General features: G+C 70.5%; 16 protein-coding genes and 1 pseudogene. 10 read left to right on the top strand and 7 right to left on the bottom strand.

Annotation, left to right across the window (positions count from 1 at the left end; translation table 11 throughout):
• The first annotated feature begins 301 nt into the window (after positions 1-301).
• Positions 302-889 (top strand): glutathione S-transferase family protein, encoded by a 588-nt coding sequence (locus ACPCJR_RS21165; protein ID WP_391514805.1) that lies wholly within the window; start codon positions 302-304, stop codon positions 887-889.
• A gap of 13 nt (positions 890-902) precedes the next feature.
• Here the strand turns inward: ACPCJR_RS21165 and ACPCJR_RS21160 are convergent, their stop codons facing one another.
• Both ACPCJR_RS21160 and ACPCJR_RS21155 read right to left on the bottom strand, forming a co-directional pair.
• Positions 903-1,511 carry a flavin reductase family protein gene (locus tag ACPCJR_RS21160; RefSeq protein ID WP_391514803.1) on the bottom strand — a complete coding sequence of 203 codons (609 nt, stop codon included), beginning with the start codon at positions 1,509-1,511 and terminating at the stop codon, positions 903-905.
• Positions 1,512-1,519: 8 nt separating this feature from the next.
• Positions 1,520-2,098: a nitroreductase family protein gene (locus tag ACPCJR_RS21155; protein ID WP_391514801.1), complete on the bottom strand. Its 579-nt coding sequence runs from the start codon at positions 2,096-2,098 to the stop codon at positions 1,520-1,522.
• A gap of 114 nt (positions 2,099-2,212) precedes the next feature.
• Here ACPCJR_RS21155 and ACPCJR_RS21150 point away from each other — a divergent pair, with 114 nt between their 5' ends.
• Together ACPCJR_RS21150 and ACPCJR_RS21145 are read left to right on the top strand one after the other, a co-directional pair.
• Entirely contained in the window at positions 2,213-3,130 is a 918-nt protein-coding gene (locus tag ACPCJR_RS21150; protein ID WP_110351343.1) for a hypothetical protein, read from the top strand.
• A gap of 4 nt (positions 3,131-3,134) precedes the next feature.
• The gene (locus tag ACPCJR_RS21145) at positions 3,135-3,527 is read left to right on the top strand and encodes a hypothetical protein (RefSeq protein WP_391514799.1); all 393 of its coding nucleotides are present in this window, start codon (positions 3,135-3,137) and stop codon (positions 3,525-3,527) included.
• Positions 3,528-3,543: 16 nt separating this feature from the next.
• Here ACPCJR_RS21145 and ACPCJR_RS21140 read toward each other — a convergent pair whose 3' ends face one another.
• The gene (locus ACPCJR_RS21140) at positions 3,544-3,675 is read right to left on the bottom strand and encodes a hypothetical protein (RefSeq protein ID WP_391514797.1); all 132 of its coding nucleotides are present in this window, start codon (positions 3,673-3,675) and stop codon (positions 3,544-3,546) included.
• A 124-nt stretch (positions 3,676-3,799) separates the two neighbouring features.
• Between ACPCJR_RS21140 and ACPCJR_RS21135 the strand changes: the two genes are divergently transcribed.
• Both ACPCJR_RS21135 and ACPCJR_RS21130 read left to right on the top strand, forming a co-directional pair.
• Complete coding sequence (locus tag ACPCJR_RS21135) at positions 3,800-5,206, top strand: PLP-dependent aminotransferase family protein (protein WP_391514796.1); 1,407 nt, start codon at positions 3,800-3,802, stop codon at positions 5,204-5,206.
• A gap of 74 nt (positions 5,207-5,280) precedes the next feature.
• Positions 5,281-7,584, top strand: a complete 2,304-nt coding sequence (locus tag ACPCJR_RS21130; protein ID WP_391514794.1) for a hypothetical protein — start codon at positions 5,281-5,283, stop codon at positions 7,582-7,584.
• A 325-nt stretch (positions 7,585-7,909) separates the two neighbouring features.
• On the opposite strand, the gene thrS is transcribed toward ACPCJR_RS21130, so the two are convergent.
• The 4 genes and pseudogenes from thrS to ACPCJR_RS21110 form a co-directional block, all read right to left on the bottom strand.
• Positions 7,910-9,937 (bottom strand): threonine--tRNA ligase, encoded by a 2,028-nt coding sequence (gene thrS, locus ACPCJR_RS21125; RefSeq protein WP_391514793.1) that lies wholly within the window; start codon positions 9,935-9,937, stop codon positions 7,910-7,912.
• A gap of 332 nt (positions 9,938-10,269) precedes the next feature.
• Positions 10,270-11,031 carry a hypothetical protein gene (locus ACPCJR_RS21120; protein WP_391514792.1) on the bottom strand — a complete coding sequence of 254 codons (762 nt, stop codon included), beginning with the start codon at positions 11,029-11,031 and terminating at the stop codon, positions 10,270-10,272.
• Positions 11,028-11,944 (bottom strand): annotated as a pseudogene (locus ACPCJR_RS21115) (ROK family protein). The gene ACPCJR_RS21120 and the pseudogene ACPCJR_RS21115 overlap by 4 nt, the downstream one beginning before the upstream one ends.
• Positions 11,945-11,951: 7 nt before the next feature.
• Positions 11,952-13,340, bottom strand: coding sequence for a dicarboxylate/amino acid:cation symporter (locus ACPCJR_RS21110; protein ID WP_391514791.1), 1,389 nt, complete (start codon positions 13,338-13,340; stop codon positions 11,952-11,954).
• Positions 13,341-13,867: 527 nt separating this feature from the next.
• Between ACPCJR_RS21110 and ileS the strand changes: the two genes are divergently transcribed.
• The 5 genes from ileS (at position 13,868) to ACPCJR_RS21085 (ending at position 21,107) form a co-directional block, all read left to right on the top strand.
• A complete protein-coding gene (gene ileS / locus ACPCJR_RS21105) occupies positions 13,868-16,849 on the top strand; it encodes an isoleucine--tRNA ligase (RefSeq protein WP_391514790.1) in 2,982 nt (993 codons plus the stop codon).
• Positions 16,846-17,361: a signal peptidase II gene (gene lspA, locus ACPCJR_RS21100; protein WP_391514788.1), complete on the top strand. Its 516-nt coding sequence runs from the start codon at positions 16,846-16,848 to the stop codon at positions 17,359-17,361. Before ileS ends, lspA begins: the two co-directional genes overlap by 4 nt.
• 140 nt (positions 17,362-17,501) lie before the next feature.
• Positions 17,502-18,191, top strand: coding sequence for a hypothetical protein (locus ACPCJR_RS21095; protein ID WP_391514786.1), 690 nt, complete (start codon positions 17,502-17,504; stop codon positions 18,189-18,191).
• A gap of 194 nt (positions 18,192-18,385) precedes the next feature.
• Positions 18,386-19,765 carry a M16 family metallopeptidase gene (locus ACPCJR_RS21090; protein ID WP_391514785.1) on the top strand — a complete coding sequence of 460 codons (1,380 nt, stop codon included), beginning with the start codon at positions 18,386-18,388 and terminating at the stop codon, positions 19,763-19,765.
• 64 nt (positions 19,766-19,829) lie between these two features.
• Positions 19,830-21,107, top strand: coding sequence for a M16 family metallopeptidase (locus ACPCJR_RS21085; RefSeq protein ID WP_391514783.1), 1,278 nt, complete (start codon positions 19,830-19,832; stop codon positions 21,105-21,107).
• The last annotated feature ends 40 nt before the right edge of the window (positions 21,108-21,147 follow it).

Genomic DNA, 21,147 nt, shown 5'->3' with positions numbered 1-21,147 from the left:
CCCTTCCCCGGATCGGAGGGTTCCCCGCCCGCTTCCGCGGCACGGAGCATCCGATGCGTTGCCCCGCGGGGTCGGCCCCGCCGGGACACCGACGCATTGTTGAAAGCCGTCGGCAGGACTGATCTGGTGTTGCAACCGCGTAACACAAGAGGGTTCGGCGGCCGTCGGAGAGGCAAATCGGATCGCCGGCCGCGCCCTGGATACGTTGCGAGGGCACAACCTCAACGATTGCAGCGATGTAGAGTCTTGCGCGGTCCGGTTGCGCGGTCAAAATCTCCCGATTCAACGATGAGGCCCGCACATGCTGACCGTCTACGGGGACCGCAAATCCGGCAACTGCCTGAAGGTGGCCTGGGTCGCGGCGCATCTCGGGATTGCTCTCGACTGGCGCGCGGTCGACATCCTGAAGGGGGAGACGCGCACCCCGGCCTTTCTCGTCCTCAACCCGGACGGGCGCGTGCCGACCCTGGTGCTGGAGGATGGCCGCACGCTCGCGGAGTCGAACGCCATCATCGGTTATCTCGCCCGCGACTCCGCGCTGATCCCGGACGATCCCTTCGCGAGGGCCAAGATGCGGCAGTGGTTGTTCTGGGAGCAGTACAGCCACGAGCCCTTCATCGCCGTGCGCCGCTTCCAGCGTCTCTATCTCGGCCGGGACGAGGCGGAGCTGGACCCGAGGCTGCTGGAGCGGGGCCACGCGGCGCTCGCCCTGATGGAAGGGGCACTCGAGGACCGGCCCTTCCTCGTCGGCGCGAGCCTGAGCCTCGCCGACGTGGCACTCGTGGCCTATACCCGCCTCGCCCACGAGGGCGGCTTCGATCGCACGCCCTACCCGGCCCTGCGGGCCTGGATCGCCCGCGTCGAGGCGGCACTCGGCATCACGGGGTGACGCGCCCGCGCGGTCAGCCTCCGCCCTTCGGCCGCCGCAGCGCGAACCGATTCTCGGACTCGGCGGTGAAATAGTCGAAATAGCCGCCGCGCAGGATCGGGCGCATGGCGCCCGTATCGACCCGGCCGTCGGCCACGAAGCGGTCGTCGATGTAGATCGAGACCACCTGCCCGATCACCATGAAGTTGGAGGGCTCGCCGCCGCCGAGAGGCACCAGCGGCACGGTCTGGAGCCACTTGCACTCGATCGCCGCGGGCGACTCGGCCACGCGCGGCGGGCGCACGCGGTGCGAGGGCGCGGGCGTCAGCCCGGCGAAGTCGAACTCGCTCGCGCCCCGCTGCAGCGGCGCCGAGGTGGCATTGACCGCCTCGCGCAGATCGAAGGTCGCGAGACTGCACACGAACTCCCCGCCCTCCTCCGCGAACGCCATCGCGTCCTTGCGACCGGAGGAGGAGAACATCACCATGTCCGGCTCGCCGCCCACCGCGTTGAAGAACGAGTAGGGCGCGAGGTTCACCCGGCCCGCCCGGTCCATGGCGCTGATCCAGCCGATCGGCCGCGGGGCGACGATGGCCTTGAACGGGTTGTGGGGCAGGCTCGGATGGGCGGCCTCGTAATGCATCGAAGTCTCTAGAGCCGGGTGACGATCTGGTCGAGGTCCGGCCGCGGCCGATCGGAGGGCACCTCCCGCGGCCGGCCGATATGGATGAAGCCGGCGATCCGCTCGGCCGGGTCGAGCCCGAGGGTGTCGAGCACCCGGCGGTCGTAGGCGAACCACTCGGTCAGCCACGCACTCGCGTAGCCGGCGGCGTTGGCCGCCACGACGAGGTTCATGCAGACCGCGCCCGCCGAGAGCACCTGCTCCCATTCCGGGATCTTGGCGTGCGGGCCGGCGCGGGAGACGACGGCGACGACGAGCGGCGCGTGGCTCAGACGCTGGCGCTCCTGGGCGCGACGCTTCTCGTCGGCCTCGGGAAAGTCGGCGGCAAACGTCGCCTCGATGAGGGCGCCGACCCGCTCGCGGGCCTCGCCCTCGATGACGAGGAAGCGCCAGGGTGCGAGCTTGCCGTGATCGGGCACCCGGGCGGCGATCGTGAGCCAGCCGTCGAGTTCTTCCGCGGAGGGGCCGGGGTCCGACAGCAGCATCGGCGGCACCGAGCGGCGGCGGCGCAGCAGGTCGAGCGTGGCGGCGTCTCGTATCTCGGTCATGGACAATCCGCGTGGAGGGGCCGAAGCTGGAACACCCACCGCCATGCCGCCGCCACGGTCGGGTTTCAAGAGCGCGGACGCGCCGACGGGGCGGACGGAGGGGATCGAGGGACGATGGGACGCGGGTCCGGGGGCTGCAAGGCTGTTCTTTGGGCTCTCCTCGGGGCTCTCCTCGCCGCCCTGCCCGCCCGGGCACAGCCGCAGAGTCCGTTCGGGCCGGGGCTGCCCTCGCCGGGCATCACCGGGCCGATGCTGCCGCCGCCGGCCGCGGAGGGCGAGGCGGATCTGGCGCTCTCGGCGGTGTTCGCGGGCTCGAACGGGCCGATCCGCTCCGGGCTCAGCTGGCGCATCTACGAGGATCGCGGCGAGGCCGGCCGGCCGGTGATCGTGGCTCGCTCGAACGAGGCCGCGCCAAGCTTCAAGCTCGCGGCCGGCGCCTATCTCGCCACCGTGACCTACGGCTACGCCAGCGCCTCGAAGCGGATCACGATGTCGGGCCGGGCCGCCGCGGATCAGCTCCGCGTGGCCGCGGGCGCCCTCCGCCTGTCGGGCGCGGTCGGCGACCAGAAGATTCCGGCCAACCAGCTCGCCTTCTCCGTGTTCGTGCCCATCGGCACCAATTCGGAAGGCCGCCTCGTACGCAGCGCCATCAAGGCCGGTGAGGTCGTGCGCCTGCCGGAGGGCACCTACCATGTCGTGTCGAGCTACGGCGATTCGAACGCGATCCAGCGCGCCGACCTGCGGGTCGAGAATGGCAAGGTCACCGAGGCGACGATGAACCACCGGGCCGCCACGGTGACCCTGAAGCTCGTCGCCGCGCCGGGCACGGAGGCCTTCGCCGGCACCGCCTTCAGCGTGCTGACGCCGGGCGGCGACACGATCCGCGAGGCGATCGGCGCCTTTCCCTCCGTCACCCTCGCGGAGGGCGACTACGTGCTGATCGCCCGCCACGACGGGCAGGTCTTCACCCGCGAGTTCAAGGTGGAAAGCGGCATGGACCACGATGTCGAGGTCGTGGCGAAGGGAAGCTGATCCGATGCGTCCGCACCAGACCGCCCTGGCGGCCCTTCTGATCCTGTCCGGCGCTCACGCCGCGGGCGCCCAGACCGTCGTCGATGGCTCGGATGCAGCGGTGGGAGCCGATGCGGCCTCGACGGCGCTGAGCCTGATCGGGAAGCAGATGGGCGACCCGCAAGCCCGGGTCGCCGGCCTGCGGATAGGCCGGGCCGGGGCGCTGTGCGGCACGGTGGATGTCCGCAACCGCATGGGCGCCTATACCGGCCCCCGACCCTTCGTCGCCGATCTCCCGGAAAACTTCCTCGGGCGGCTGCCGGAGGGGCCGGAGCTGCGCAGCCCGGGCAGCCCGACGGCGTTCCGCGCCATGGAGCGCGCGAGGGCGCTGTTCGAGGCGAACTGCACCGCCGGCTGAGCCGCGCGGCCCGCTCTCAGGCGAACGGCACGATTAGCGGCAGGGCGAGAATCAGCCCGCCCAGCAGCACGACGGCGTCGCGGATGCGCCGCTCGATCCAAGCCTTCCTCCCGGGGCTGGGCGCGGTGATGTCTTCGGTCAAGCTCATATCGGCCTCCTGTGCTGCGATAGCCTCGATATGCGGGGTGTCCGCCTTTCCCGACAGGGACGGTTGCGGTACGATTTCAACGAACTGTCCGGAACGACCATCCGTACAGTTCGGAGGAGCCGTCATGACGGACGCGCTGATCGAAGCGGCAGCGAGACCGGCCCTCTCGCGGGTCGAAACCGTGATCCGGGCCATCGAGGCCCGCATCGAGGGCCGGGCGCTCGGCCCCGGCGCGCGGCTCCCCTCGGTGCGGGGACTCGCCGAGAGCCTGCAGGTCTCGAAATCGACGGTGGTCGAGGCCTATGACCGGCTGGCGGCGCGCGGCGCCATCGTCTCCCGCCCGGGCTCCGGCTTCTTCGTCTCGGCCCGCCCGGAGCCGCTCTGCCTCGCCGCCATCGGCCCGCGGCTCGACCGGGCGGTCGATCCGGTCTGGATCACCCGCCAGTCGCTGGAGGCGCGCCCCGATTCGCTGCGGCCGGGCTGCGGCTGGCTTCCGCCGGGCTGGCTGCCGGAGGACGATCTGCGGCGCGCCCTGCGCCACGTCGCCCGCCAGAGCGATGCCGTGATGTTCTACGACGCGCCGCAGGGACTGGCGCCGCTGCGCCAGCACCTCGCCCTGCGTCTGACCGAGCGCGGCATCCGCGCCCATCCCGACCAGCTCGTGCTGACCGACTCGGTCACCCACGCCCTCGATCTCATCATCCGCTTCCTCGCCGAGCCCGGCGACACGGTGCTTCTGGACGATCCCTGCTACTTCTCGTTCCAGGCCCTCGCCCGCGCCCATCGCCTGCGCATGGTCGGGGTGCCCTTCGGGCCCGAAGGGCCGGACCTCGCCGCCTTCGAGCAAGCGCTGATCGAGCACAAGCCCCGCTTCTACATCACTAATTCCGGCCTCCAGAACCCGACGGGCGCCTCTTTGAGCCCGGTCACCGTCCACCGCATCCTGCGGCTCGCCGAGATGCACGGCACGCTCATCGTCGAGGACGACGCCTACGCCGACTTCGAGGCGGAGCCCGGCCCGCGGCTCGCCGGCTTCGACGGGCTCGACCGGGTGATCCATGTCGGCGGCTTCTCGAAGACGCTCTCCACCGGCGCCCGGGTCGGCGTGATCGCGCTCCGGGGGGATTGGGTCGAGCGCCTCGTCGATCTCAAGCTCGCGGTCTCGCTGAGCGACAATCACCTCACCGCCGCCACCGTCCACCGTTTCCTCGCCGAGGGCAGCTACCGCCACCATCTCGACGCCCTGCGCAGCCGGCTGGCCGAGGCCCGCGGCACGGTGGTGCGCCGCCTCAAGGAGGCCGGCCTGAGCGTCCCCTTCGTGCCGAGCGGGGGCATGTTCCTCTGGGCACGGCTTCCGGACGGCCTCGACGCGGCCGACGTCTCGCGCCGGGCGCTGGCCCGCGGCGTGGTGCTGGCCCCGGGCAACGTCTTCTCCCTCGGCCAAGGCGCGGCCGATTACATGCGCTTCAACGTGGCCCAATGCGCCGACCCGCGCGTCTTCTCGGAACTGTCGCGGGCGATGGAGGGGTGAGCCGGGCCGAAGGCAACCCTTAAATCTTTGCCGGTATGCGAGATCCTCAGGACGATCTGAGGGGATTTCGGGCGATGGCACGCGTCGAGGCGTCGCGGCGGCAGGCGCTGCCGGCATCCTCTCTGGCGGCACGGGCCGCCTCCCGGGTCGGGCTCGTCGGCCTGTTCTCCGGAACCCTCGTTCTCGCGGCCCTGCTGCTGTTCGGCCTGCAGCCGATGTTCACCAAGCGCGTGCTGCCGATCCTCGGCGGCTCGCCCGCGGTGTGGTCGGTGGCGATGGTGGTGTTCCAGACGCTGCTCCTGGCCGGCTACGCCTATGCCCACCTGCTGACGCGCCGGCTGCAGCCGCGGGCGGCGCTCGCGACCCACGTCCTCGTCCTGCTCGCCGGCTTCGTCTTCCTGCCCGTGGCGGTGGCCAAGGGTTTCGGCGCGCCGCCCGCGGAGGGCGAGGCCCTCTGGCTGATCGGCCTGTTCCTCGCCTCGATCGGGCTGCCGTTCTTCGCGCTCTCGGCGAGCGCCCCCCTCCTCCAGGCTTGGTTCGCCCGCTCGGGCCACGCGCAGAGCGCCGACCCCTACTTCCTCTACCGCGCCTCGAATGCCGGCTCCTTCGCCGCCCTGCTGGCCTACCCGCTGCTGGTCGAGCCGCTGCTCGGCCTCGACGCGCAGGCGCGGCTCTGGTCGTTCGGCTACGCCGCGCTGACCTGCGCCGTGGTCGCCTGCGGCCTGCGCCTGCGCAACGGGGCACCCGCCGGGATCGCCGCCGCAGCCGCCGAGGATGAAACCGACCGGCCGCTCGGCCTCACGCGCCGCCTCGCCTGGATCGGCCTGTCCGCGGTGCCCTCGGGCCTGCTCGTCGCGGCCACGGCCCACATCTCCACCGACGTGGCGGCGATCCCCCTGATCTGGGTCGTGCCGCTCGCGCTCTACCTCGTCAGCTTCATCCTCGCCTTCCGGCCGGCACGATCGGAGACGGAGGGTTCGGGCAAAGCGCTCGGTGCCCTGCAGGTCGCCGGCACGGTGGCCGCGTTCGTCGCGCTGCTGGTGAGGCAGACGCCGCTCCTTCTCGATCTCGGCGTGACGCTGGGCCTGCTCTTCGTCAACGCGTTGATCGCCCACCGCGCCGTCTACGCCCTGCGCCCTCCGGCGGCACGTCTCACCGAGTTCTATCTCTACACCTCGCTCGGCGGCGTGGTCGGCGGCATCTTCGCCGCCCTGGTGGCTCCGCAGATCTTCTCCGACATCACCGAGTATCCGCTCCTGCTTGCCGCCGCGCTGGTCTGCCGGCCGGGCGTCTGGGCCGGCGGCTGGTCCCACTTCGCGGCCGAGGCACGGCGCTCGCTCTTCCTGCTGGGCGCCACGGCCACCATCGCCCTCGCCCTCGCCCTGTACCGGGGGCCGCAAGTCGGGGTCGGCATGCTGCTGGTCGGCCTGACGCTGAGCCTCGCCGCGAACTGGCGCAGCCCGGCCCGGGCGGGCCTCGTCGGCGTCCTCGTCGGCATCGCGAGCCTCCTGCCGGAGACGATCCTGCCCGGGAGCGACACGCACCGCAGCTTCTTCGGCCTCCACCGCATCCAGAACTCGAATGACGGGCGCTTCCGCCTGCTCTCGCACGGCACGACGATTCATGGCGCCATGCGCCTACGCGAGGATGACGGCACGCCGAGCACGGGTCGGCCAGAGCCGACCACCTACTACGCGCCCGGCACGCCGCTGGCCGACGTGTTCGAAGTGAGCCGCCGCGCCACCGGCCCCATCCCCGCGGTCTCGATCGTCGGCCTCGGCGCCGGCAGCCTCGCCTGCTACGCCCAGGCCGGCCAAGCCTGGACCTTCTACGAGATCGATCCGGTGGTGATCCGGCTCGCGCGGGACCCGGACCGGTTCCGCTTCCTGTCCGAATGCGCGCCCGAGGCCCGCATCGTGCAGGGCGATGCCCGCCTGACTCTGGCCGGCCGCCACGACGCGGCCCGGGTGCTCGTCATCGATGCGTTCTCGTCCGACTCGATCCCGATGCACTTGCTCACCCGGGAGGGACTAGGGGTCGAGCTCGCCCATCTCGATGGACACGGCGTGCTGGCCCTGCACATCAGCAACCGCGATTTCGAGCTGCGGCACGTGCTCGCCCGCGTCGCGGCCGAGCACGGGCTGACGCTGCTCCACCGCACCGACCTGCCGACGGAGGCCGCGGCGAAGACCATGCGCTCCGCCTCGCAGGTGGTCATCCTCAGCCGGGATGCGGCCGTGCTCCGGGAAGCGCAGGCCCTGGGCTGGCGCCCGGCGGCGGTCGACCTGTCGCGCCGGCCCTGGAGCGACGATTACGCCAATGCTCTCGAAGCGATGCGCGACCGCTGGCTTCCGCCCGACGAGGCCGGGGCACCGTAGGACGGTCACGAAGGCGGCACGGTCGGTCGCGGGACATCCTCCCTCGACCGCGCCTCGCGCCGAACACCTCGTGAGTGCGCCGTGCGTGTCATGCGACAGGCACGGTCTCATAGGGTTTCCGTTTAATTGCTTCGGTCTCTTCCGTCGTCCTTGCGAGGCTCAGCGAAAGCAATCGGGGGCTCCGCGCTGTCCGGACAGGTCGCGCTCTGGGTCGCTTCGGCTCCGCCTCGCGATGACGCCGCGGGGCGAGGACCGAGGCGATCAAACGGAGACGATATCAGTCTGCGGCGAGGGGGGCCACCGAAGCGGCGGCCGCCGCAGCGCCCTACGGCGCCGGAACCTCGACGTGATGCCCGTCGAGCACCGCGTCGGTGCTCGGGAGGCTCTCGGCCGCGGCCTCCGCCCTGCGGCGGTCCGGGGAGGTCGCCTCTTCGACGAAGGCCGCGAGCGCCGCATCGAGCGTCATCGTGGTGGTCTTCTGGCTTCCCATGCGGCGCACCGAGACCGTGCGCTCCTCCGCCTCGCGGCGACCGAGCGCCAGCAGCACCGGCACCTTGGCCAGCGCGTGCTCGCGGACCTTGTAGTTGATCTTTTCGTTGCGCAGGTCGGCCTCGACCCGGAGCCCGGCGCGCTCCAGGACGCGGACGACCTCGCGGGCGTAAGGGTCGGCGTCGCTGGTGATCGTCGCCACCACCACCTGCACCGGCGCGATCCAGAGCGGGAAGCGGCCGGCGAAATGCTCGATCAGGATGCCGGTGAAGCGCTCCATCGAGCCGCAGATGGCGCGGTGGATCATCACCGGCGGCTTCTTCTGGCTGTCGGCGTCGACGTAGCTCGCGTCGAACCGCTCCGGCAGGTTGAAGTCCACCTGCGTCGTGCCGCACTGCCAGTCGCGGCCGATGGCGTCGCGCAGCACGTACTCGAACTTCGGCCCGTAGAACGCGCCCTCCCCGGGATTGACCGCGGTCTTGATCCGGCCCGCCGACTGCTCCTCGATCTGGGCCAGCACCCGCGTCATCACCGCTTCGGCGTGATCCCAGAGAGCGTCGGAGCCGACGCGCTTCTCGGGCCGCGTCGAGAGCTTCACCAGGATCTGGTCGAAGCCGAAATCCGCGTAGGTCGAGAGGATCAGGTCGTTGATCTTCAGGCACTCGGCGGCGAGCTGGTCCTCGGTGCAGAAGATGTGCGCGTCGTCCTGGGTGAAGCCGCGCACCCGCATCAGGCCGTGCATCGCCCCGGACGGCTCGTAGCGGTGGACGACGCCGAACTCGGCCATGCGCAGGGGCAGGTCGCGATACGACTTCAGCCCGTGCTTGAAGATCTGCACGTGGCCGGGGCAGTTCATCGGCTTCAGGGCGAACCAGCGCTTGTCCTCGGCCTCCTCGCCGGCGGATTGGGCCGCGAACATGTTCTCGCGGTACCAGCCCCAGTGGCCGGAGGTCTCCCACAGCGACTTGTCGAGGATCTGCGGCGCGTTCACCTCGGCGTAGTCGCCCTTCAGGCGGCGGCGCATGTAGGCGATCAGCTCCTGGAAGATCGTCCAGCCCTTGGCGTGCCAGAACACGACGCCCGGCCCCTCCTCCTGGAAGTGGAAGAGGTCCATCTCCTTGCCCAGGCGCCGGTGATCGCGGCGCTCGGCCTCCTCCAGCCGGTGCAGGTAGGCGTCGAGGTCTCCTTGAGAGGCCCAGGCCGTGCCGTAGATGCGCGTCAGCATCGGGTTGTTGGAATCGCCCCGCCAATAGGCACCTGCAACCTTCATCAGCTTGAAGGCCGCGCCGACCTTGCCCGTCGAGGTCATGTGCGGGCCGCGGCAGAGGTCGAACCAGTCGCCCTGGCGGTAGATCTTCAGATCCTCGCCGGCGGGAATCGCATCGACCAGCTCGACCTTGTAGCGCTCGCCCTTCTCGGCGTAGAGCGCCTTCACGTCGTCGCGCTTCCAGACTTCCTTGGTGAAGGGCGCGTCGCGCGCGATGATCTCGCGCATCTTCGCCTCGATCTTCGGGAAGTCCTCGGGCGTGAACGGCTCGGCTCGAGCGAAGTCGTAGTAGAAGCCGTTCTCGATGACGGGCCCGATCGTCACCTGCGTGCCGGGCCAGAGCGCCTGCACGGCTTCCGCCAGTACGTGGGCGCAGTCGTGGCGGATCAGTTCGAGGGCGCGCGGATCGTCGCGCGCGATGAACTCGATGGCGGCGTCCCGTTCGATCGTGTCGTCGAGGTCGCAGACCGTGCCGTCGAGCGCCATGGCGACCGTGCGCTTGGCGAGCGACTTGGCGATGCCCTCCACCACGGTCCGGCCGGTCACCGCGGCGTCGAACGCGCGGGTGTTGCCGTCGGGGAAGGTCAGGATGGGCATGATGGGACCGTGTTTTTCGTAGGCTGCGCCCCGCGAAAGGGGGACGGCGGGTTTTCGGGAGGCGGGCGGGTGAAGTCAATGAGTCAATGCTGACTTACTTGCCGAGCGAAGCGGCAGCCCTCGAAGCCTGTTTGCTCGCGTGCATTTGGCATCCGCACCGCTCCTCATGCTGAGGTGCCGCGGAAGCGGCCTCGAAGCACGCCGCAACGCCTGTCCCGGCAGACGTGTCCGATGGGATCGACCGTTCCGGGGTGCTTCGAGGCCGAGCTTGCGCTCGGCGCCTCAGCATGAGGAGCGGAACGCTTGCAAAACCGCCGACCCGAACGGAGCCGTCACAGATCGTCCGGCCCCCAGCCGAGGCACGACGCGATCGCCCGCGCCTCGGCGTCGTCGAGGAACAGCACCAGCCCCGCCCCGCCATCGGCGGCGCCTCGGAACCGGCGCGTCTCGCCCGCCGGCCGGCTCGCGTCGAGCCGTTCGAGCAGGCTCCAGTCGAAGTTCTTGTCGGCGGGGAAGGTCAGCGGCGGAATCGGCGGCTCGGTGTCGAACGCGACGCGGAAGCCGTGCCCGTAGGGCCCGAGTCCCGGCACGCGGGCGACGGTGACGCCGCGGCCGGTCCAGACCCCGGCGAGAGCGATCAGCCGGGCGAACAGCGCGCGATAGGCCTCCTCGTCGGCGCCGTCGTAGCAGTGATCCTCGAAGATCGCTGCGTTGGCGAATTCGTCCTCGATCGCGTCGGCGAGGGCGCGATAGCTCCACAGGATGTCGATCGACAGCGCGTCCGAGCCGTGCTCGGTCAGCGGCAGGGTCTCGTTGCCGTCGCCGACCGCGAATTCGGGATGCTCCGCCATCGCTCGCGCGACCGCGCGCCGGTCCATCCCTTCGTAATTCCCCCCAAGCCGGAGGCCGGCCGCGATCAAGCCGTTCAGGGCCGCCTCGACGGCATCGATCTCCGCCTCGCTGCGCCGTCGCGGCGGCTGCGGTTCCGGCTCCCAGGCCGGCATGGGCGGCTGCGGCGGGCTCGGCTCCCAGGTCGGCGAGGCTGGCGGGGACGGGCGTTCCTGCCCGAACAGGCGGCGGAGCCAGCCGATCATTCCGTGTTCCCCCAGAGCCACGCCGCCCCGCGCACGCCGGAGGCGTCGCCGTGCCGGCTTGCCCGCACCGGCGTGTCGAAGGCGTCGGAGAAGACGTGAGGCGCGATCGCCTCCGGCAGGGCGGCGACGAGGCTCTCGACGCGCGAGAGGCCGCCGCCGAGCACGATCACGTCGGGGTCGAGGATGTTGACCACGTGGGCGATGCTCCGCCCCAGACGGTCGAGGTAGCGCGCGAGGCTGGCGCGCGCGCCTCGCCCGAGAGCGCGGCGGCGACGATCGCCTCACCCGTCCGGGTCTCGCCGGTGCTGCGACGGAAATCGGCGGCGAGGCCGGGGCCGGAGAGCCAGGTCTCGATGCAGCCGTGGCGTCCGCAATAGCAGGCCGGGCCCGGGCGCTCGTCGTCCTGCGGCCAGGGAAGCGGATTGTGCCCCCATTCCCCGGCGATGGCGTTGCGCCCCGCGAGCGCGCGGCCCTCGACCGCGATGCCGGAGCCGACGCCGGTGCCCAGGATCACCGCCCAGACGATCCCGGCGCCCGCCCCCGCCCCGTCGACGGCCTCGGAGACGGCGAGGCAGTTGGCGTCGTTCTCGACCCGGACCGGCCGGTTCAGGCGGGCCGCGAGATCCCGCGCGAAGGGCTTGCCGTTGAGCCAGACGGAGTTGGCGTTCTTGATCAGGCCTGTGGTGCGGGAGACCGCCCCCGGCATGCCGACGCCGACGCTCGCGCCGCCCGTGCCGGCCTCCGCCTCCAGGGCGGCGACCAGATCGGCGACCGCAGCGAGCGTGCCGCCGTAATCGCCCCGCGGCGTCGGGACACGCCCTTCCGCGCGGGTCGCCCCTTCCGAATCGAGCGCGACCCCGGCGATCTTGGTGCCGCCGAGGTCGATCCCGATCCGCAGTCTTTCGAGAGCCAAGGCGGGCTTACTGCGCCGCCACGGCCTTCGGAGCGGTGGGGGGCACGTCTTCGCCCGGAGCTTCCGGCGCCTCGTCCGAGATCTCGGTGCCGATCGAGACCGGATGCGCCATCACCTCGGCGAGCTTCTTCTTGTCGAGTTCGCCCTCCCAGCGGGACACGACGATCGTGGCGACGCCGTTGCCGATGAGGTTGGTGAGCGCGCGGCACTCCGACATGAACTTGTCGACGCCGAGCACCAGGGTCATCGCCGCCACCGGGACAGGGTTGCCGGGGATGGCGGCCAGCGTCGCGGCCAGCGTGATGAAGCCGGCGCCGGTGACGCCCGAGGCGCCCTTCGAGGTCAGCATCGCGACGATGAAGATCGTCGCGTACTGGCTGATCGAGAGGTCCGCCCCCACCGCCTGCGCCAGGAACAGGGTGGTGAGCGTCATGTAGATGTTGGTGCCGTCGAGGTTGAACGAGTAGCCCGTCGGGATCACGAGGCCGACGACCGAATCCGAGGCGCCGAGGCGCTTCATCTTGGTCATCATGTGCGGCAGCACGGTCTCGGAGGAGGAGGTGCCGAGCACGATCAGCAGCTCGTCCTTGATGTAGGCGAGGAACTTGATGATCGAGAAGCCGGCGAAGGCCGCGATACCGCCGAGCACGACGAAGATGAACAGCAGCGAGGTGGTGTAGAAGGTGCCGACGAGCCAGGCGAGGTCGATGACTTTGCCGATGCCGTACTGGCCCACCGTGAAGGCCATGGCGCCGAAGGCGCCGAGGGGGGCGAGCTTCACCACGAGGCCGATGATGCGGAAGAACACCTGCCCGGCGGCGTCGATACCGTGGGTGATGCTCTCGCCCTTCTTACCCATGCCGGTGAGCACGACGCCGGTCAGGATCGAGATCAGCAGGACTTGCAGCAGGTCGCCGGTGGCGAAGGCGTCGAAGAAGCTCTTGGGGATGATCGCCAGGAGGTGCGCGACCGTCGAATCCGCCGCCGCCTTGCTGGCATAGCCCTCGACCGCCTTGGCATCGAGCTTCGACACGTCGGCGCCGAAGCCCGCGCCCGGCTGGACCACCTCGCCGACAATGATGCCGATGAGGAGCGCGAGGGAGGAGACGACTTCGAAATAGATCAGGGCCTTGAGGCCGACGCGGCCGACCTTCTTCAGGTCGCCGATCGAGGCGATGCCGTGCACGATCGTGCAGAAGATGATCGGCGCGATCAGCATCTTGATCAGCGCAATGAAGGCGTCGCCCATCCATTTGAACGACTTGCCCCATTCCGGGCTGAGCCAGCCGAGCAGGACGCCCAGCACGATGGCGATCAGAACCTGGATGTAGAGCACCCGGTACCATGGGACGTGCGCGCCGTGCGCGCCCGCATCGTGCGTTGCGGAATGGGCCATGTTTCCTCACCGATACCGTGTCGCGCGGCCTCGCCCGGGCGGCTTTGGGCGGACGCTAGTCTCTTTGATTTCTGTGCTCAATCGCACACCGGTAGTCAGCGCGGCGTTTGTAACCAATGACGCCTTTGCGGCACCGCCCGACCCTGCTGCCCATCGCGGGCGTCGTGTCGGCCGGGCTGATGGCAAGGACGCGGGGCCGGCGCAAGCCTCCAGCGGTCCAATGCCACAGGCCTTGTTGAGGATTAAATGTTTGAATCGGACGTGCGGGCGTGCGCGCAGGCGATTGCGGACGTCCCAGGCTGCCCTGGCTCCACACGCCTTCCGGCCCTTCGCGTGAGGCCTTCCCCTTGGCCGGAGAGCGCTCTAGAAGCACGGCATGTTCGGCTACATCCTCAGCGCGACGCGAATTACGGGCCCGGCTTCCGCGTAAGGCGCCGCCACTGCGGCCGCCCCGGATGCCGGGTGACGATCCTCCGCCCGTCCCTTCCGCCCGCCTCCGCGCGACGAGAATCCTGCCGAACCCCGCCATGAGCGACCAGACCAACGCCGCGCCCGCGGCCGCCCGCGACTATTCGCGAACCCTCTTCCTGCCGAAAACCGACTTCCCCATGCGGGCGGGGCTGCCGACCCGCGAGCCGCTGCTGTTGGAGCGCTGGGCGGGGATCGACCTCTACGGAAGGATCCGCGCCGCCGCGAAGGGCCGCCCGCGCTTCGTGCTGCATGACGGCCCGCCCTACGCCAACGGCAACATCCATATCGGCCACGCGCTCAACAAGATCCTGAAGGACGTGGTGGTGCGCTCGCAGGGCGCCCTCGGCCGCGACGCGAATTACGTGCCGGGCTGGGATTGTCACGGCCTGCCGATCGAGTGGAAGATCGAGGAGCAGTACCGCGCCAAGGGCAAGAACAAGGACGAGGTGCCGGTGCTGGAATTCCGCCAGCAATGCCGCGCCTTCGCCGCGGACTGGCTGACCATCCAGCGCGAGGAGTTCAAGCGCCTCGGCGTCACCGGCGACTGGGACCATCCCTACTCGACCATGGCCTACCCGGCCGAGGCGCGCATCGCTTCCGAGTTGATGAAGTTCGCCGCCTCCGGCCAGCTCTACCGGGGCTCCAAGCCGGTGATGTGGTCGGTGGTGGAGAAGACCGCGCTGGCCGAGGCCGAGGTCGAGTACGAGGAGCATGTCAGCGACACGGTGTTCGTGGCGTTCCCGATCCGCGAAGGGGCTCCGGCCGAACTGGCGGATGCCCGCGTCGTGATCTGGACGACCACGCCCTGGACGCTGCCGGCCAACCGCGCCGTCGCCTACTCGAAGCGCGTCGCCTACGGGCTCTACCGCGTCACGGAAGCGGCCGAGGACAACTGGGCAAAGGTAGGCGACGCCTATCTGCTGGCCGACGCGCTCGCCGAGGGCGTGTTCAAGGCCGCCCGCGTCGAAGCGTTCGAGCGCGTGGCCGATGTGCCGGCGGCGTCCTTGGCCGGGCTCACCCTGTCGCATCCGCTCAGCACCTTCGATCCCGGCTACGGCTTTGCGGTGCCGATGCTGGAGGGCGAGCACGTCACCGACGAGGCCGGCACCGGCTTCGTCCACACCGCGCCGAGCCACGGCCGCGAAGACTTCGAGGTCTGGATGGCCAATGGCCGCCGCCTCGGGCAAGCCGGGATCGACACCCGCATCCCCTACACCGTGGATGCCGACGGCCGGCTGACGGGTGAGGCGCCGGGCTTCACCGGACGCTTCGTCTTCACCGCCAAGGGCGAGAAGGGCGACGCCAACAAGGCGGTCATCGCCGCGCTGACCGAGGTTGGCGCGCTGGTCGCCCGCGGGGTGTTGCGCCACCAGTACCCGCATTCCTGGCGCTCGAAGAAGCCGGTCCTGTTCCGCAACACGCCGCAATGGTTCATCGCCATGGACCGGCCGGTGGATTCGCTCGGAAACCGGACCCTTCGCGAGACGGCGCTCCACGCCATCGAAGAAACGCAGTGGGTTCCGCCGCAGGGCAAGAACCGCATCAACGGCATGGTGGCGGGCCGGCCCGACTGGGTGGTCTCGCGCCAGCGCGCCTGGGGCGTGCCGATCACCGTCTTCGTCGAGCGCGAGACCGGCAAGGTCCTGCGCGACGAAGCGGTCAACGCCCGCATCGCCGAAGCCTTCGCCCAAGAGGGCGCCGATGCGTGGTTCGCCGATGGTGCGAACGAACGCTTCCTCGCCCCCGAACACGATCCGGCGCAGTACGAAAGAGTGACGGACGTGCTCGACGTGTGGTTCGATTCCGGATCGACCCACGCCTTCGTGCTCGACGATCCTGAGGCCTTCCCCGGTCTCGCCGGCATCCGCCGCGCGGTCGATGGCGGACCGGACACGGTGATGTATCTGGAGGGCTCCGACCAGCATCGCGGCTGGTTCCAGTCCTCGCTGCTCGAATCCTGCGGCACGCGCGGTCACGCGCCCTACGACGTGGTGCTCACCCACGGCTTCGTCCTCGACGCCAAGGGCGAGAAGATGTCGAAGTCGCGCGGCAACGTCGTCGCGCCGCAGAACGTCATCAAGGAATCGGGTGCCGACATCCTCCGCCTCTGGGTCGCGGCGGCCGATTATTCCGACGATCTGCGCATCGGGCCGGAGATCGTGAAGACCTTCGCCGAGACCTACCGCAAGCTGCGCAATTCGCTCCGCTGGATGCTGGGCTCGCTTGCCCACCGGGTTCCAGGCGACGACGTGCCGTTCACCGAGATGCCGGAGCTGGAGCGCTTCATCCTGCACCGTCTGGCGCAGCTCGACGGCGAGATCCGCGAGGCCTACGCGGCCTTCGACACCAAGCGGATCGTGGCCCTGCTCAACGGCTTCATGACCGGCGACCTCTCGGCCTTCTACTTCGACGTGCGAAAGGACGCGCTCTACTGCGATCCGATCTCCTCGGTGACGCGCCGCGCCGCCCTGCAGGTGATCGACGAGGCTTTCCGCCGGGTGGTGATCTGGCTCGCCCCCGTGCTGGCCTTCACGGCCGAGGAGGCTTGGCTCGACCGCTACCCCTCGGAGGACGGTTCGGTGCATCTCCAGACCCTGCCGGAGACGCCCGCCGCGTGGCGCGACGATGCGCTCGCGGCCCGCTGGCAGAAGATCCGCAAGGTCCGCCGGGTCGTGACCGGCGCCCTGGAGATCGAGCGCGCGGCCAAGCGCATCGGCGCCAGCCTGGAGGCGGCCCCGACCGTCTACGTGTCGGATGCCGACCTGCTCGGCGCCCTCGACGGCGTGGACTTTGCCGACATCTGCATCACCTCGGCCATCACCGTGCGCGCCGGCGAAGGGCCGGCCGAGGCCTTCCGTCTCGACGACGTGAAGGGCGTGGCCGTGGTGCCGGAGCGCGCCGCGGGCAGCAAATGCGCCCGCTCCTGGCGGGTGACGCCCGAGGTCGGCAGCGATCCGGACTATCCCGAGGTGACGCCGCGCGACGCGCGGGCCCTGCGGGAATGGGATGCGGCGCATCCGGGTGCGGGGACGGCGTGAGCCCCGCCCGCTCCGGCCTCCTCGCCGCGCTCACCACCCTGCTGCTCGACCAAGCCTCCAAGCTCTGGCTCTATTTCGGCACCGATCTCGTGATGACGCAGCCCTGGCGGCTGGCGCCCTTCGCGGATTTCGTCGTCGTCTGGAACCGGGGTGTGTCCTACGGCCTGTTCCAGCAGGAGGGCGGGCTCGGGCGCTGGATCCTCGTCGCCGTCTCCCTCGTCGCCGCGGTCGGGCTGTCCGTCTGGATGGTCCGGGCCGGCTCGCGGCTGCTGGCCGTGGCGCTCGGGCTCATCGTCGGCGGCGCTTTGGGCAACGCCATCGACCGGGCGGCCTACGGCGCGGTGTTCGACTTCGTCCACCTGCATGCCGGGCGCTGGTCCTGGTACGTGTTCAACGTGGCGGATGCGGCCATCGTCGCCGGCGTCGTCGGCCTGATCCTCGACAGCCTGCGCCCGGCCGGGCGCCCGCCGCAGACGCAAGCCCCCGGCGACGAGGGCCGTCCCCAGGCTTGAGCGCGCGAGCGGCGCGCCCCGCGTCAAGGCGCCATACCTTCGCCCGAAACCCGGCTCACCTCGGTATCAAAGGGCTCGTCACGCGACTCACACCCGGATCACCGGGGTAAGGGCTGGCCCGAAGCCTTGGGGATATCGGCATGAGCGGGCGACGCAGCTTCACTCGGGCTCTCGGATCGATCCGGGGGGCGGCCCTGTGTGCCGCCCTCCTCGCGGGCTCCGCCGGAGCGGCCCGGGCCGAGGGCGAGTTCATGCGCGACACGCTGAGCAATCTCGGCCTGATCGAGCCGGACCGTCCCGCCATCACCTATCGCGAGCGCGCGCCGCTCGCCATGCCGCCCAAGCTCGGCGGCAAGGAAGACCTCACCGCCGGCCTGCCCGTGCCCCGCAGCCGGCAGGCCGATCCGGCTTGGCCGAAGGATCCCGAAGTGGTGCAGCGCGAGCGCGCCGCCATCGAGGCGAAGAAGCCGATCGTGCGCGGCGCCCAGGGGCGCATGAACGACAACAACGAGACCCTCTCGGTCTACGAGATGGATGCCGGCCGCCGCGCCGGCGCGGGCGCCCTCAGCGGGCCGGCCAACGCCCCCGGCGAGGGCGATACCCGCACCTCGACCTGGTTGAACCCGTTCGAACTGCTCAAGGGCAAGTCGGAGACGGTCGAGCCGACCCTGGTCGAGCCGGACCGCGATGCGCTCACCGATCCGCCCACCGGCTACCGCAAGGCGCCCGTCAAGGTGGCCAAGCCCCAGGGCGGTCCGGTCGGCGGACCGATCAGCGATCGGGACGAAGCCGATCCGCGTGCCTATATGAGGAATCCGTCGGGCCGCTGAGAGCGTCGATCCCGCCGGGTCCCAGATCCTCCCGACGGGGCCGACGATGGGATGAAGCGTCGGGACGGTCCGCGACCGTGCGGACAGGTCGCGCGGTACGGGATTTGCGCCCGGCACGGTTTCCCGGAACAATGCCGGGACTTTTGGGACGGACAGCGCGGTGGGCGGAAGAGCCCCCGCATAAGGACAGCAGGATGCACCTCTACCGGAAGGCCATCGCGCCCGTGGGACCGCAGCGAGGCCTCAATCACGCCGGCCGCGTGGATGCCGCCCCGTTCGGGCGCTCCGAGGCCGGCGGCCCGGAGGTCTCCGCCTTCGTGCTCGACAACGGCCTCGACGTGGTGGTGGTGCCCGATCATCGCGCGCCCGTGGCCACCCACATGATCTGGTATCGCAACGGCTCCGCCGACGATCCGATCGGTCAGTCCGGCATCGCCCACTTCCTCGAGCACCTGATGTTCAAGGGGACGGAGCGGCACCCGGCCGGCGCCTTCTCGAAGGCGGTCTCGTCGCTGGGCGGCCAGGAGAACGCCTTCACGAGCTTCGACTACACCGCCTATTTCCAGCGGGTCGCCCGCGACCACCTCTCGACGATGATGTCCTTCGAGGCGGACCGCATGAGCGGCCTCGTCCTCGACGACGCCGTGGTGGCGCCCGAGCGCGACGTGGTGCTGGAGGAGCGCCGCATGCGGGTCGAGACCGACCCCTCGGCGCAGCTCTCCGAGGCCATGGCCGCCTCGCTCTTCGTGCACCATCCCTACGGCATCCCGATCATCGGCTGGATGCACGAGATCGAGGAGCTGAACCGCACCCACGCCATCGACTATTACAAGCGCTTCTACACCCCCGAGAACGCGATCCTCGTGGTGGCCGGCGACGTGACGCCCGACGAGGTGCGCCGGCTCGCCGAGGACACCTACGGGAAGGTCGCGCCGCAGGGCGCCCGGCCGCTGCGGGTGCGCCCGCGCGAGCCGGAGCCGCGGGCGATGCGCCGCATCGCGGTGGCCGACCCGAAGGTCGAGCAGCCGACCCTGCAGCGCCTCTACCTCACCCCCTCCTGCATGACCGCCCGCGACGGCGAGAGCCACGCGCTCGAACTGCTCGCCGAGGTGATCGGCGGCGGCGCCACCTCGTTCCTCTACCGCAAGCTGGTGCTGGAGATGGGCGTCGCGGTGAATGCCGGCGCCTGGTACATGGGCTCGGCCATCGACGACACGCGGTTCGCCGTCTACGCCGTGCCGGCCGAGGGCGTGCCCCTGGAAGCCCTGGAGGAGCACGTCGATCGCGTGCTGCGCCGCGCCCCCGAGGCGCTCGACCCGGAGGCGATCGAGCGGGCCAAGACCCGACTCGTGGCCGAGACGGTCTACTCCTCCGACTCGCAATCGTCGCTCGCCCGCATCTACGGTTCGGCGCTCGCCATCGGCGAGACGGTCGAGGAGGTCACCCGCTGGCCGATCGAGATCGAGGCGGTGACCCGCGACCGGCTCGTCGCGGTCGCCGCCCGCTACCTCGTGCCGGCCCGCTCCGTCACCGGCTACCTGACCAAGCCGCGGGACGCCGACGTCGCCGCCTGACACTCGATTCTTCGCGCCGCCCGAAGCGGCGCCGTTTGCGAAAAGTCGCTTTGAGGAACTTCCGATGAATCTCGCCGAGACCGGCACCACGAGCTCGCCGACCCAGGCGCTGCCGCTCGCGGCCGCCCCCGGTATCGAGGCTTGGCACGTCGCCTCGCCGGTGGTGCCGATGATCGCGCTCTCGTTCGCCTTCGAGGGCGGCGCGGCGCAGGACGCGGAGGGCAAGGCGGGCACCGCGCAGATGATGGCGCGCCTGCTCGACGAAGGCGCGGGCGCGCTCGATTCCGACGCCTTCCAGGAGGCGCTCGCCGCCCGCGCGATCGAGCTGAGCTTCCACACCAGCCCCGATTCCATCGGCGGCTCGCTCAAGACCCTGACGAAGCACGCCGACGAGGCGATCCGCCTGCTCGGCCTCGCGCTGGCCGAGCCGCGCTTCGACCCGCCGGCCATCGAGCGCGTGCGCGCGCAGATGATCGCGAGCCTGCGCTACCAGCAGAACGATCCCGGGGTGATGGCCTCCCGCCGCTACTTCCGCGAAGCCTTCCCCGGCCACGCCTACGGGCGTCCCTCGGCGGGCACGATCGAGACGGTGTCGGCGATCACCCGCGACGACCTCGTGGCGATGCATCGCGCCCTGATCGGCCGCGGCGGCCTGAAGGTGGCGGCCGTGGGTGCCTTCGAAGAGGAGGCGATCACCGGGATGATCGCGCGGGCCTTCGGCGGCCTGCCCGAGGCGGGGCCGCTGAAGCCGGTGCCGCCGACCGCCATCAAGGAGCTCGGCCAGCGCATCGTCGTCGATCTCGACGTGCCGCAATCGGTGATCCGCTTCGGCATGCCGGGCGTGGCCTGGCGCGACCCGGACTTCATCCCGGCCTACGTCCTGAACCACATCCTCGGCGGCGGCGCCTTCACCTCGCGCCTGTTCCAGGAAGTGCGCGAGAAGCGCGGGCTGGCCTATTCGGTCGGCACCTCGCTGACCTCGCACCGCGCCGTGGCGATGACCTGGGGCTACACCGCCACCAAGAACGAGCGCGTGGTCGAGGCCCTCGACGTGATCGGCGAGGAGATCCACCGCCTCATCACCGACGGTCCCTCCGACGAGGAGCTGCAGAAGGCCAAGGACTACCTCACCGGCTCCTACGCGCTCGGCTTCGACACCTCGACCAAGATCGCCAACCAGCTGGTGCAGATCGCCTTCGAGGGCCTCGGCATGGACTACATCGCCCGCCGCAACGATCTCGTGGCGAGCGTGTCCCAGGCCGATATCCGGCGGGCCGGAGCGCGGACGCTCGGCGACGGCCGGATGCTGGTCGTCGCCGCGGGGCGCCCGACGGGGCTCTGATCGGACTTTTTCCCACCGCGCTTCGTACGGATACGATGTC

The organism is Methylobacterium sp. NPDC097929 (assembly GCF_049543375.1).
Classification (GTDB): domain Bacteria; phylum Pseudomonadota; class Alphaproteobacteria; order Rhizobiales; family Beijerinckiaceae; genus Methylobacterium.
Note: the sequence above shows the minus strand (reverse complement) of the source record. Positions and strands in the feature narration are given on the sequence as shown.